Origin of the sequence: Psychromonas ingrahamii 37 (assembly GCF_000015285.1) — a bacterium.
Classification (GTDB): domain Bacteria; phylum Pseudomonadota; class Gammaproteobacteria; order Enterobacterales; family Psychromonadaceae; genus Psychromonas; species Psychromonas ingrahamii.
The window spans coordinates 18,116-31,732 of record NC_008709.1 but is presented as its reverse complement, the minus strand read 5'-3'; the positions used below and the strand labels follow the sequence as shown (position 1 = coordinate 31,732).

Below are 13,617 nucleotides of genomic sequence, written 5' to 3'. Positions count from 1 at the left end.
GAGTAAACAGTTTAATACTGTTATAGGAGTTTTATTGAAGCCGTTATATGCTGCTTGGTATTACTGCTTTTTAACCAGGCATTGCGGCCTAAAGAAAATTCATTTTCTGGTACTAAGCTTAGGTTAAATTTAGTATCGGCTACCACATCTATCTGTAAGTCCACCAACAAAGGTTGGCCAATAAAATACTTGATCATATTTTGTAATGCATCCCAATACTCAGGTGTTAAGCACCATTGTTTATATTCTTTCGCACTCAGGGGGGAGATAGAGACAATAATTTTAGATTGAATATCCTGCATTTTTCCGCCGAGCACCGCACTGAAACTGATTTGATTCGCCTGTTGGTTTAACGCCAGTTTTTGCCCTTCTGCTATACTGACGTCCCGGTTAACACACTGCTCAATGCTTACCTGCGCTTTTTTAAATAGGTTCTGCAGCAGCTTTTGCAGCCCAACAACGGTGCTTTTTTGATGACGAATAATATTAATATTTCTTAAAATAAAGGCTTGATCAGGGAAGTCTTTTAACCAGGATGCCTCTTTAAACCCAATCATGGCAAGCATAAATTGATAAACGTTTTTACGCCCTTGATCCAGATAATGCGGAGATTGCTGAGTGTTTGCCGCATACAATAGTTGATAAAGACGCTGATGAATAATATCTAAAAACAGTCGGGTTTGGTTTTGGTCTTTATGCGATGCCTGGATCAACTCTTCGGTAAAAAACTTGGGTAAGGGGGAGCCGTTACCGTAAAGGCCAGGTAGATTAACGTTCAGATAATATAAAGACGGTTGATCCTGTTTAGTCACAGAAACGACTTGAGTACGCGCATGTTGTAAGCCTAAAACCGGCCTGATGCGTATAGCATGCAGCGGATTAAGTTTATTGCTTAACGCCAGTTCGCATAAGAGCTTATAGACTTCAATAAAACTGTATTGAGTCGCATTGCGGAGTAACTCTTGTTCGATCATTTAGCGATACCGCCAAAATTAATTGCCCAGCGTTGAGATTCCTCGGTACGGGATTCAGTCACAATTAATTGACTGAAACTATTAATGGGCACTTGTAATGCCAATAACTGATTCAGCAAGGCTGAAAATAAAAATATTTCCCCCTGGTTAATAAAATGATCACTGTTTATATGAACTGAATACTCCACTCCTCGAACCAATAATCCCTTTTCAAAATGATCTTTCGCGGTTATTTTAATATCATTAATCGCAGCAATTCGATGCGCCAGGGTTTTATATTTTGCGGTGTTTTTAAGTTGCGCAGGAAGGTGATGACGCAGAAGTTGCTTAAGCTGATCCGCTTTTTCTATATTTTGTAAACTTAATGCCTGATCTGATACCACCTGCCAAGCTTCATTGGAAATAATCTGCGCCGGCAGATAATCACTGCTGGTTGTCAGGTTAGTAAAAGAAACTAATTCAGGGCTACTGCTGGTTGGCACATTAATCTCGTTAGGAGGCAATTTAGCAGCAAGCTCACCATGGCAACATTTGACTTTGACACGTAACACTTCTCGACTTTCAGGTCTTGATCCGGCTTCAAACTCCAGAGCTAACCAATTTGCTACGTCCCCGTCATGCACGCCATGCTTTCTAAAATAATAAAAACCACCGGTTTTACTGTTCGTATTGCTGGGGATTATAATATTCTGATAACGGTTATTTTTTTCCCGTTCTCGCTTGATACTTTCAACCGTCAGAACATCAACAATAGGCAAAACGAATTCAGTCGATAAATTACGCTGTTGAGCGGTTAATGGAAATTCAAGTTGAATACCATTCATCGCCATTGGCTCAGCAAAGTGCTCAAATTCATTAATCACCGGTGTACAGTATAGTTTTAGGTGATCGGTTTTAAATTCAGGCAGGCTCCAGGTAGGAGAGGTAAATTCAAAAACAATTGAAAATTGATCACCACTACGCTGCTGCCACTGCTGCAGGTTAATTTCAAAAAACTGTAATTTTTCAGGAACAGTATAATACTCCTGCAAAAGACTATGCTGATTTGATGAATTGCCGGCATCAAAAATATTATGCTCTGCGCCATAGCCTGTTAATTGTAAATTTTTTACTGAAATATCAGCAACACCAGCGGAGCTTGTCACTTTAATTGACTGCAATTTTTGAGCAAACATCTGTAACCAAATACAAGCATCACTTGCTGGTTGATTAATATAAAAACGCAGTTTATCAAAGCTATAATTAGCGAGATCATTTTTTTCTGATGTAAACCCCACATTGAGTTCAACCACTTTCTGTTGTACCTGGTTAATTGTTTTTTCAACCTGCTGCATCACTAACGTTGCAACACGCACCGGCAACACTTCAACCTCCCAAGCGCTGCTGAATCGGCAAGCTATCCGTTCATGGCCCTCTTCATCGAGTTTTGCAGGAGAAGAATCAAATCCAGTCCCTTTTTTAACCATTAAAGGTGAGATTAAATTTGCTTTAGGCGTTAATGATAGAATGCTGACTGCCGGAATAGGCTGCATTAAGGTGGGTGTTAATACTTGTGATAGGGCCTGCAGTGCAACCGGAAACTGATCGTCTAACTCTTTTTTAAATTGCGCCGTTAAATAGGAAACACCCTGTAAGATCATATCAACATCGGGGTCAACTATATCTCTATTTAAACTTTCTGTAATTGCAGGGTATTCTTTACTAAAAACCTGTGATGATTCTTTTAAAAGTTTTAACTCTTGTTGGTATAGGTCTGCTAAATCCATTATTGTAATTCCAGTTCAAATGTACTATCAGATTGTAATTTTCCAAAGAGAGTAACGACATGTTTTGATCGGGTTGTCACCAATAATTGAAATGACAAAATAACCGTTATATTATGGTTTTCTTTTAATTCGGTATGTAGCGATTCTATTCTGGGATCATACTTTTCAAGTAAGATTTTGATCATATTAAGCACATTTTGCTTATCAACTTGTTCGACAATCCCTTCACTAAGGTCAATTTTAGGCATTCCCATATCAGGCGCAATAAGTACACTACCCTGACGTGTATTGAGTATTTTTTGTAAATAATTGCGCATCGATGTGGCAATATTTAATGATTCAAGCTGTTTAGCTGATTCATTTTTGACAGTCAGCAAGTTAAGCTTTTCAGAAAGCCTTAACATTATTGCTCACCCCGCCAATTGGTTTGGTAAGTAACATCACCATCCGGCCCCCAACTCCAAGTAATACCTTCATAGGCCAGTGTTACATTTTCCATAAAACGTAAATATTCTGACTCCGCTTTTTCTAATGCAGGCGTCCAGGGAGAGATTGATATAATATGCGCATTTATTAATTCAATACGATAATAAACAAGCTCTTCACCTTGCGCCGTATATCGAAACCATTCGAATTCAACTGTATTTAATCGTTCTTTTTCAACCAATGCGCGATATAGCTTTGGGGTACTTTTATCAACCTCTTTTAATAAGACAATTGGCTGATGAATAACCGGACCATTTCCCATACCTGACTGCACATTAGTGGGTAATTTAATTTCATGTTTAAATGAAAAAAGATCAATACTCGTTTCTCGATTTTTTCTAATTGAAGAGCCTTCAATAACGCCCTGAATATCACCTTCAATTTTCATATAACCCGAAAATTCCATTAGCTGACCTCTTCATTCATAAAAATAAGGGTATTAATGGAGATAGTACTGCCTAAGTATTTCATATGCGGGCTGAGCTCTATTTCAATCTCAAACCATCCTATATTATTTGTTTCTACCACCAGGACTTTTGCATCTTTTAAGGGTCTTTGTGCGCGTAACGATTTAGAAGGTGCTTCAACATCTGAGACAAATTGTCTGATCCATCGATTTAAAATATGAGATAACTCTGTTGAGTTGGTCGTCGCACCAACACTTTCTCTGAATATGATTTTTAAACAATGAATAATACGCATAACAATAAATAAATACTGCAATTGGGCACTGGCAATAGTATCAATATTTTGTGTTCGGTAATTAAGTTTTAGATTACCCCAACGCACAGAATTTGCTGACTCAAAAAGTAATATATTGTGATAAGCCCTTGTACAGACAGGATTAAAGCCTAACTTTATTAACTCGGCTTCTTTTTCTTCAGAAAAAGCAATTTCAATGGGTAAATTAGGCGACTTATTTAACAACGCCGATAAATTTAATCGCCCCCCTTCCATGCCGGAAATAAAAGTACAAAAACCGCTTTCTTGAAAGCTTTTAAGCAAATTATCAACAAATCCAAAACTTGCGTTGCCCCATAGGCAGTCTTCGTGACTATCACCTATGTTTTCTTGAAACCAACTGAGTGCCGAATCACCTTTACCATAGGCATTCCTAAATAATAATCTCGGCATGGTTAAAGCGAGAAAACTAGCTTCTTCTGTTGAGATAAAATTACGCCATTTTATATATCGGTGTCCGGCATGAATTTCAGAAATATAATCTGAATCCTGCAATGTATTAAAGTCATTAACATCAAACATCCGAGCATTTGCGCCCGTGACAACAGGTAAATGCGCTTTACTGCACACCTCAGTAATCGCTTTAAGCAAAGTAAGATCTGAACCCGCGCCAGAAAAGTAATCATCAATTAATAAAACACCATAGGGAACAGCGCCATATTGACCGATACTGTCAACGTAAACCTGCTGATATAAATTTGAATCGAGTAAGTCGGTATTAGTGAAAAGATCATCCCAAAGTAACTGCTTAGTTGCACTGGCACATTCAATAATCAGAGAGTGACTGCTTTCTGCTGTTTGGCATAGCCAATATATACCGCGCCAAGATGCTTCAAGCTGCTGCCAATCGGCTTGATGCAGAATTTGGTTTAATATTCGAGATAGAATTAACTCTAATTCACAAACAACTAATTCAAGTTCATGCCTTTTGACCGACTCTTTTTCCAACTCGGCGATTTTCACGTGCTGAAGCTCAAAGGGAGCGGTACTAAAAGTAGTTCCATCTAGCTGAAGTTGTTGATGTATTAGATCAATAATGTGTGAAACTTCCCGTAAAGAAGGTTCTTTTTTGATAATGGCTGTTGGTTTAAAGTCTGCGTAGCAATCAATAGTATAACTGAGGGTGATTATTTGCTGATCGACATTAAGTAATTGGCACAGTCCAGAGTTAGCTATATCTACATCAACAGTCGGTGAAAACTCTTTAATAACAGTATCAAAATTACGGATATTAATTTCAGTTGGTTCAAGCAACTGCTCAATGGCATTATGGCCACCAAGCGGAGCAAGGATTAATGTTTTAAAAGGAACCGTCCCTCCCTGCTTTGGCAAAAACGAAATATTTTTGACATCAAGCATACTTTACATCCAACATTGCGCGATTGATTCAGGCGGTTGTGGTGGTTTGATAGATAACGCTTGTCTTAACCTATCGGCACCTTTGATATTTAATTTAACGTCAAAGTATTCAATTCGATAACTGTTTAATTCATAAAAATATACGGGAAACTCTTCCAATTCAAAGCGTTTAACACCAGATTTAAAATCATCCAAGAAATTGAATACACCGTCATCACCACTGTAAACTTTCTCAAGTATCTTGTTACCCACTTTTAGCTTTAAACTAACAGAACGACATGTTTCATCCCATTTAAAAAGCTTATTGACGATATAATTCTTATTTACCAGTGTTTGTGTTTCTGCTTCACAAATCAGGCTGATATCGGTTTCTGATACATATAATAGTGAGTTTGCATTTGTATCTGTTGGTTTTGCCGTCATAAATAAATCAAAGGATTTAAACTTCTGACGTGTTTTTAAGTCTTTAGCTCGAATTAAGTAATCTAATAAATCCGGTGACAAAGGAATTTTTTTCTCCACCACTTTTTTGAAACTATAACCCCCTCCGCGCTTATTTTGAATAAAAGGTTGTAAGGTTTTATCAAAAAATGACCATAAAACACCTGATTCCCCATAAGCAAACTCATCTAGCTTATAGGCCGGTACCCCTTCTAATTCATAGAGAAAATCTTCTTCCCATGATTTTTCAAGCAAACATGCACTTTCTTCAAGCATAAAGTTTTCTAGCACTAAAATAGATCCAATGTACACATTCCAAAATGATGCCGTGGAATTACCCGCTTTACCTATTAACCCCTGCAGGTTCATGATGTTAAGTTTCGCATTTGCTAAAACAGTGCCTTCGTCTATCGGGTTATTTTCAAACTCAAAAAATGCGCGAATGCTTTTGTGCGACTCTTTTTGCTGTTCAATATTGAACACTAAATCCGCAATCAGCCCTTTATATTCATCCAAGCCTTTGCCGGCTTCTTGTAAATTTAACGCTCTTTCTGAAGGGCCTGGACCAGAACCACTGGCTTTATCCAATTTTTTCTTGGTTTTCAACGCCTTTTTCCCAGAACCTGAAATAGCCTTACCAACAGGACCTAATGATCCCACCACCTTTAACGCTAACTTGGTAAATACTTTGTTCTTTGCAGGGTTAGATTGGGCTTCATCTTCACCTAGGGCCAGCATATCTTGGTAATAAAGGGAAAAATCAAACCAATCGGGCTTATCCTCTAAATCATTAAAAGGAGCTAATTGGTAATCCGCATCATTTAATAACTTGAAAAAAATATTTCGTCCGGTGGTCAAATTATTAATAACATTTAACCATTCTGATCGGCTACTCAATGTTGCCGTTCCTGTATGGAAATTTTTTAAGAAAGCCCCCCATTTTGCGACATAATTATGCTGATATTGCTGTTGAAATACAGGTAAAAATTTTAACAAAAACGGGTGTTCCTCTCCTAGAGCATATAAAATTTGCTCTGAAAAATCATCAATAATTGTTTTACCTGCTAACGTATAGGCACCTTCAATTAAGATAGGTGATTGGATATGCCTAGAACCTTGCCAGTAGTCACTCAGCTGTACCGAATCAACTTTTCCATTATGATTAACCCAGTCAATTAACCAGTCCATTGTTCCATTAGAAGATAATAATAAGGTAGAAATATCATTACGATATTTTGTTATTTGCTGCTGCCAGTTTTTGAGATAGCTTGCGTCATTTGCATCCTTTATCATAAACAAGCTTTTAATATATAAACTGTTTAATCCATCAATCATATCTGGTGACATGTTATCAATATACGCGCTGTCAAAGGGCTGAGGCAATTCAGCTAAATCTGTTAATGAAGCCCCTTTACTTGCTGCACTTAGCACATTTATTCTGCGCATTAATATGTTTAAATAATCAACTTTACTATCAATATTCTTATTCGATAATTGTTTAATATTATCTTCAAAGTACTTATCGACCGGAGAAATTAAAACATCCTGAATATCATTAGCCAGTTCAGCTTTTAATGTAGGTATATTAAAAACACTCTCTGAAAGGGGTAGCCAATAACTTATATTAACGTCATTTAGTTTGGTAATTAATTGATATCTACTCTCAAGATTGTCCCTAACTTTGACTTGATCTTCAGACTTTGAAAGTTGCGATTCGTAATCTTGATATATTTGCTCAATATTATTTTTATCGGAGTTATACAAAGTCCCCAACAGAATAACTAGCACTGTTGTTGCAGATAAATAAGTCCATAACCGTTTGTTTTTTTCAATATCACTGGCAGTATTTTTATTCATTGATATAGCAGGCAACCAACATAAAGCTGATTGCTCTAACAGATCATCAACAAATACAGCTTTGTTCTTTTCTGCCATAACAAGAAACAGACCTGAACAAACAGGTTTGCCTTGAAAACTATTGCTTGAAAATAAACGCGAGCAGAATAACTCGACAGAGTCTTGAATATCTTTGATTTTATGAGGCAGATTGGCAACGGTTTCATCGAACCCTTGATTAACAATATAATCTAAAGATCCTTGTTTAAAAATAGCTTGAATTTTCGAAAAACAGCTTTGGATAATATTTTTCACCGGCTCTTTTTGTTGGTTAATAACGCCTAAGGTTTGCTTTTTCCAATCATTACTCAGTTGTCCTAGCCAGTCATCAACTCCTTTTCGCTCTTCTAATCCAAGAAGTGAAATATTCACAGGAACTTCTACACCACAATACTCTTTAATTTCTTCATATTTTTTTCGAAGTTGATCTGCAATCTGGCTTCTCGTTGCAGGATCAACTAAATCAGCAACATGAATCGATATTAATAATCCGTCTAAGGATTTTGATTTTTCGCTTGATGCTAAGCCATTGAGTAATTGCAGCCATTCACTGTTAGCGGCAGAATCAGCATTTTTAATTAAATAAGAGTCAACATCTAGAATCACAAGATCATTTAGCACAATCCATTGAAGATATTTATATTCACTGAAAATTGGATCGGCTATTTGAGGTCTATTGACTGTTTCAGTGTATAACCAGTCAGCATGTTTATTATCCATTTTAATATGCATAATAAAATCAGCTTCCTGCTGATTTTCATCGCTACTGACGTTGTGGTTAATTCTCTTTAGGACGCGTTTAATATGCTTATCAATGGATTTAGGAAATAAGAATTGAAAAAATGATAATTTTGTTTTCTCCTTTGTTGACGCATCAATATTAATTAATTTTTCAACTCGTTGTTTTGCTTGCCAGCGCTTATAAAGGTAGATGCAAAACTTAATAGCATACCAGGCGATGAAAATAGCCAAGAAAACTTGTATACCTTCAACTTCAGTGGCACCTAACAATAAAGATCCAGCCACACAAACACCAAATATGACTAACCAAATGAAAACGACGAGTAAAAACTTAAGGAATTTTTTCATTATTAGAATACCACTTATATCTGGCTTAAGATTTGGGAAACACTATCAAGAATATTGCTTCTCAATAAAAAATACGACAAAAGAAGAACTCCTATTGGACCAAATATTGTGAGCAACTCTTTTTGTTTTTTTCTATTAGCGTTACTTATTTGATTAAGGCGACGGATAGGAATCGGTGGCGAAAATAAGTTTATTTTTATATCTTTTGATAGAAGAGCATAATTTGCTTGAATAATTTCTTGCTTAACACTCTCTTCTCCACTCTCAAAATAACAACCGGAAAAGCCTTGAACTAATGAGTAAAGAAAGACTTCCCTTACATCTTGGTCTTTAATATCATTTTCATTTAAAGTATCAAGAATTTCATAAAACTGAGTACCTGCTTTATGTGTATCAAAATATTTTTTTTGTAATGGGGATTTTGCCCATTCATTTCTATACTTCCACTCTGAATCTAAAATAATTTCATCAACCAGTGCGCAAACTGAAAATAGAGCATGTTGATTCTGCTCTTTTGAATAACCAGAACACTTAACATTAGATAATAACGTTTTAAATTGTTGCTCGAGATCTATTAATGTTATATCTGAATCATCAGATATGTTTTGAGGTAGATGTTTAATTACTTGAAAAACAGGAATAAATTTATCTATTAGTTTCATAACTTATCCTTGAACAGCGATCAAATCGAGAGCAACGTCTTCTATATAATCACTCCAAATAACACCAATTCGGCTTAACTCAATGACTTTCTGCCATTGGAAGGACTGCCTATCAAGACCAAAATAATAGCTATTCGGGACAGTCGCAACTCCTTGGGGTTTTTTATCTAAATACGACAATTGAACTCCCGGAAGTGCTCTTTTCAAGTAAACATCAACTTGTCCATCGGCCCCAACTTTTAGAAAATTAAGAATATTATCTAAATGATCAATGACATTTTCTTTGGTTCTAATTCTTAGATAAATCCGGTAACCGGGATCTAAAAATTCACGCGATAATTGGGCTACAAATTTTGAATCACCCTGATAAATTAAATTAACTAATAATTCAGGCTGAACGGTCAACTCGTTTAATAATTTAGTTGTCAGATTATTTACTTTAGAAAAACAATCGCTTAAATTATTTTGATTAAACGGGATAATAGAATTTTCTTCAGTAAGGGTTTCACCAATAACTGAAACTTCTGTCGAAAACATGCTCAATTGTGAGATTAATTGTCGATAAGCCAGATAAATATCAGAGACTTGTGTTGATGGATTTTCTTCAAACTGGATAAATGTGGCAATATGATTACTAATTGACATCATCGCTAAACCGACAGATAAATTATTTGAGCTATTTACAAGTCCTGATTCAAAAGAGGTTATATTTTGAAGTTGTTCAAATCGCCCGACTAAACTTTGTTTAGTTGATTTGACTAAATTCTTAAGTACTTCAGAACCGCTTAATAACGTTATCTTAGGAATAAAAGTTTCTGAAGGTGTGCATTGATCAACCGATAAAAATATTTCAGCTACTTTAAGAAGAGATAAACCCGCAGTACTTTTCAAATTATAGCTTGGAACTAAATTACAATTAAAATCTAACATCGATAACGTTGCTTGTTCATTATTATCAAATAGATCTTTTTTATTGATATCAGCGGCAAGCTTAAAGCGAGCATCGGGTGATGAATTTGAAACTAAATTATTTTGCTCTGCAGAAATGGGTGCTAAAGCAATAAATATATTCAGATTCCCACTGTCATCAAACTGCTCTTTGTCTAACCTTAATGGTGGAATTTGACAGTTTCCCGGGTATAAAAGTAAACTGCCGTCTTCTAATATACATTCCAACTTTTCAATGACTAATAAACCTGTTTTCAAAGCAGAAAGATCAAATTTTAATTCTGAAATACCTGATTCTACGCCGCTACGAACTTTAGAATATAGATTAGACATAGTGGATGTATATCTATCTAACTGTTGAAAATGCTGAGGTTTTAAAAATAGCCCCTGATTCCAATATATCGACTTCATTGAATCCATTACTCAATCTCCAAATTATTCAGCTGTCGCGCTGAACTTTGTAATACTGTTTTCACCAAAGTCAATATTAAGCCTAATATTTGAGGGTCTTAAAATATCGGGTTGAGGCTCTTTACTTACAAAATAGCCAAAGGTCATCTTGTCCAAAGTAGTCCACTCGGCATCGATCGGCTCTTGTAACGTAGTATTAACAGAAATAGGAATAATGCGTACCGCTTGCCGCCTATCTAGCTCAGCAAAACCTGCAATAATAGCGATATACTTGGCATTTTCTTGGCGGGCTAGCCTGAACATAAGGTTTTGCTTTGGCCCCAAAACAAATGATTCACTAAATATGGCATTAGGTATCATTTCAGTTTCTTGCGTTAACGCAGCGGCAATCCCTTCGTTGGTCTGAAAAAGCGTATTGATACCTGAGACTTCTGATAACTGAACAATTTTGACGACTAAAGTGTGGGACCGTTGTCCAAATATATTTAATTCTGGACGGGCAACGAAATTGACTTGAATGCCATCTTTATCATATGTCCAAGCAACAAGTTCATTACTGGGGTGGTTTTCATCCCAGTTTTCCCAAGACCCTGAGCTATCAGACCAATAATCAATATTATCTTTTTTCTGTACTTCCACCTGACTATTAGGCAATAGACTACAACCGCTCAGCAATATAGATATGCAAGTGATGCGTATCCATATTGTTGAGTTATAAATGAAATTTTTCATACTTTATAACCTAACCGCCTTCCCCAGACCAATCATCAATCGCAGTTGTTCCACAAACCACATGATCCGCTTGAATTTGCCCATAAGTAAACCTGACCTTTTCATAGGGCATTAAACCGTCATTTACTTCATCTAAAATATTAGGTGATATTGTATTAATACTCACAATTTTAGCGCGCTGCAAAGTGATGTTGTAATACTCTACAGGTTCACCTGCACTGGTTTCATCCGGGGTTCTAAAGAACCTCAAAATGACTTCCAGTTCCGATGGGGAGGTCACAGTATTAAGCAATAAGGGGGAGCTTTTATCTATAAATTTACTGACCTCCAGATATTCATGTTTCCTTGTCCCTGTCACCTGTCCCGTTAATGAATTAGTTGGCACACTTACTTTATGATCGTAAGCTAGAATTAATGACTCTTCTTCATGATCGGCCTTAAAGAATGAACCTATACTTTCTTTTGAACAAGATTCTTCTGTTAAACACCCTTCAGGGTCATTAATGGACATATAAATTTCAGTAGGCATAATTATTCCTTTATATTTTTAAATGGCACAAGATTAAGCTCGTTCTAAAATACTGGTTAGAGAGAGTGTGAAACTTGCTCCCATAAATTTAAAGTGAGGAGTCACTTCCATACCGACAGAATACCAACCTACTTCAGTATCAATGTCACTGACTGAAATTGCAGCTTTTCTGAGTGGTCGTTGACTTCTTGTTGCTGCGGAAGGATTATCTTGATCTGCAACATATTGCCTGATCCATTTATTAAGCTCTGTTTCTAGCTCTGTTTTACTCTTCCAACTACCCAAATTTTCGCGTTGTAATACCTTAATATAGTGAGCCAGCCTGTTTACTATAAATAAGTAAGGTAGTTGTGTACCTAAACGGTAATTAATTTCAGCCTGTTTACCTTCATCATCATTGGTGAATTTTTTAGGCAATTGGGTTGAATTAGATGAGAAAAAGACTGCACTGTCAGAGTCTTTTCGGAGTGTAAAAGGAATAAAACCAAGTTCAGATAATTCAAATTCTTTCCTATCTGACACTTTAAGTTCTACTGGTCCAAAAACTTTATCAGTGCCGCTATCATCAACGATATCAATAGGTAAATCAGCGACTTCACCACCTGATTGCGGACCGATGATATTTGGACACCAACGATATTTTGCAAAACTGTTATTTAATCGCGTTGCATAAGCAAATGCTGCGTTGCCCCATAGGTACTCTGACTTGTTGTTAATACTTTCTTTATAGTTAAAAGCACTTACTGGAATATTTTCACCATATGTTCGCCTTAACATAAATCGAGGTAAAGTGAGGCCGACATTTCTGGCATCATCACTGCTTCTAAAGTTACGCCAAGATAAATATTGCGGGCCTTCAAACATAGCTTCTAATTGTTTTAACTCAGGTAATTCTGCAAAATCTTCCAGTCCAAAAAATTCTTCACTTGCACTTGTTATAAATGGAGCATGTGTCATAGCACTTAAACTGGACATATGACTCAGTAAATTCATATCGGGGACTGAAGGGGAAATATAATAATTTCCAATAATCACTCCATAGGGATCACCACCATATTGTCCGAATTCATCGGTGTAAACTTTACGATAAAGACCTGTTTCAATTATATCAGCCGCATCTTCAAAATCTTCCAGTAACTCATTTTTGGATACTGATAATATTTCAATTTTTATATTTTCTTTGAAATCTGTTCTATCCGTTAGCAGTTTTAAACTTCTCCATGGCGATTCTAGTGCTTGAAAAACACTATTATGGATAATTTCATCCATTTGCTTACTGAGTTTTTCATCAAGCTCATCAATAAGAGATTCAACATAACGTTTATCTACTCTTAGATTATCAAAATCACAATCTTCTTCAAGTACCTGAGTGAGCAGCGTTTGCATCCCTTGACTTGCAATATCATAACTATATGGGTCACTTAAAAGCTTGCTTAAACCTAATATACTTCCAACTAATGATTCTTCTTTTATTGCTTCCATTTTTTACTCCTAAGAGGCACCAATGTTCTGTCATTATCTGCTAAGCCATTTATATTTAGGGCTAGAAGCAATAGAATAATTTCATTCACACTTTATAGATG

11 protein-coding genes are annotated in these 13,617 nt (G+C 36.2%); all 11 read right to left on the bottom strand.

What is annotated here, in order from left to right:
- Positions 1 to 20 precede the first annotated feature (20 nt).
- The 11 genes from tssG to tssC (PING_RS00095) are packed head-to-tail and all read right to left on the bottom strand — an operon-like array spanning position 21 to position 13,516.
- Positions 21 to 974 carry a type VI secretion system baseplate subunit TssG gene (gene tssG, locus PING_RS00145; protein ID WP_011768456.1) on the bottom strand — a complete coding sequence of 318 codons (954 nt, stop codon included), beginning with the start codon at positions 972 to 974 and terminating at the stop codon, positions 21 to 23.
- Entirely contained in the window at positions 971 to 2,740 is a 1,770-nt protein-coding gene (tssF, locus tag PING_RS00140; protein WP_011768455.1) for a type VI secretion system baseplate subunit TssF, read from the bottom strand. The genes tssG and tssF overlap by 4 nt, the downstream gene beginning before the upstream one ends.
- Positions 2,740 to 3,144, bottom strand: coding sequence for a GPW/gp25 family protein (locus PING_RS00135; RefSeq protein WP_011768454.1), 405 nt, complete (start codon positions 3,142 to 3,144; stop codon positions 2,740 to 2,742). Before PING_RS00135 ends, tssF begins: the two co-directional genes overlap by 1 nt.
- Entirely contained in the window at positions 3,144 to 3,632 is a 489-nt protein-coding gene (gene tssD / locus PING_RS00130; RefSeq protein WP_011768453.1) for a type VI secretion system tube protein TssD, read from the bottom strand. The genes PING_RS00135 and tssD (PING_RS00130) overlap by 1 nt, the downstream gene beginning before the upstream one ends.
- Positions 3,632 to 5,326 carry a type VI secretion system contractile sheath large subunit gene (gene tssC / locus PING_RS00125; RefSeq protein ID WP_011768452.1) on the bottom strand — a complete coding sequence of 565 codons (1,695 nt, stop codon included), beginning with the start codon at positions 5,324 to 5,326 and terminating at the stop codon, positions 3,632 to 3,634. Before tssC (PING_RS00125) ends, tssD (PING_RS00130) begins: the two co-directional genes overlap by 1 nt.
- Positions 5,327 to 5,329: 3 nt before the next feature.
- Positions 5,330 to 8,752: a type VI secretion protein IcmF/TssM N-terminal domain-containing protein gene (locus PING_RS00120; RefSeq protein WP_011768451.1), complete on the bottom strand. Its 3,423-nt coding sequence runs from the start codon at positions 8,750 to 8,752 to the stop codon at positions 5,330 to 5,332.
- 14 nt (positions 8,753 to 8,766) lie between these two features.
- Positions 8,767 to 9,414: a type IVB secretion system protein IcmH/DotU gene (icmH, locus tag PING_RS19295; protein ID WP_011768450.1), complete on the bottom strand. Its 648-nt coding sequence runs from the start codon at positions 9,412 to 9,414 to the stop codon at positions 8,767 to 8,769.
- A gap of 3 nt (positions 9,415 to 9,417) precedes the next feature.
- The gene (tssK, locus tag PING_RS00110) at positions 9,418 to 10,782 is read right to left on the bottom strand and encodes a type VI secretion system baseplate subunit TssK (RefSeq protein WP_011768449.1); all 1,365 of its coding nucleotides are present in this window, start codon (positions 10,780 to 10,782) and stop codon (positions 9,418 to 9,420) included.
- Between the two features lie 15 nt (positions 10,783 to 10,797).
- Entirely contained in the window at positions 10,798 to 11,505 is a 708-nt protein-coding gene (locus PING_RS00105; RefSeq protein ID WP_011768448.1) for a type VI secretion lipoprotein TssJ, read from the bottom strand.
- Between the two features lie 10 nt (positions 11,506 to 11,515).
- A complete protein-coding gene (gene tssD / locus PING_RS00100; protein ID WP_011768447.1) occupies positions 11,516 to 12,034 on the bottom strand; it encodes a type VI secretion system tube protein TssD in 519 nt (172 codons plus the stop codon).
- A 33-nt stretch (positions 12,035 to 12,067) separates the two neighbouring features.
- The gene (tssC, locus tag PING_RS00095; protein WP_011768446.1) at positions 12,068 to 13,516 is read right to left on the bottom strand and encodes a type VI secretion system contractile sheath large subunit; all 1,449 of its coding nucleotides are present in this window, start codon (positions 13,514 to 13,516) and stop codon (positions 12,068 to 12,070) included.
- Positions 13,517 to 13,617: the final 101 nt, after the last annotated feature.

Bases quoted from the DNA above. Each gene is read 5' to 3' on its own strand.
- tssG (WP_011768456.1), bottom strand. From the start codon at position 974: ATGATCGAACAAGAGTTACTCCGCAATGCGACTCAATACAGTTTTATT.
- tssF (WP_011768455.1), bottom strand. From the start codon at position 2,740: ATGGATTTAGCAGACCTATACCAACAAGAGTTAAAACTTTTAAAAGAA.
- PING_RS00135 (WP_011768454.1), bottom strand. From the start codon at position 3,144: ATGTTAAGGCTTTCTGAAAAGCTTAACTTGCTGACTGTCAAAAATGAA.
- tssD (WP_011768453.1), bottom strand. From the start codon at position 3,632: ATGGAATTTTCGGGTTATATGAAAATTGAAGGTGATATTCAGGGCGTT.
- tssC (WP_011768452.1), bottom strand. From the start codon at position 5,326: ATGCTTGATGTCAAAAATATTTCGTTTTTGCCAAAGCAGGGAGGGACG.
- PING_RS00120 (WP_011768451.1), bottom strand. From the start codon at position 8,752: ATGAAAAAATTCCTTAAGTTTTTACTCGTCGTTTTCATTTGGTTAGTC.
- icmH (WP_011768450.1), bottom strand. From the start codon at position 9,414: ATGAAACTAATAGATAAATTTATTCCTGTTTTTCAAGTAATTAAACAT.
- tssK (WP_011768449.1), bottom strand. From the start codon at position 10,782: ATGGATTCAATGAAGTCGATATATTGGAATCAGGGGCTATTTTTAAAA.
- PING_RS00105 (WP_011768448.1), bottom strand. From the start codon at position 11,505: ATGAAAAATTTCATTTATAACTCAACAATATGGATACGCATCACTTGC.
- tssD (WP_011768447.1), bottom strand. From the start codon at position 12,034: ATGCCTACTGAAATTTATATGTCCATTAATGACCCTGAAGGGTGTTTA.
- tssC (WP_011768446.1), bottom strand. From the start codon at position 13,516: ATGGAAGCAATAAAAGAAGAATCATTAGTTGGAAGTATATTAGGTTTA.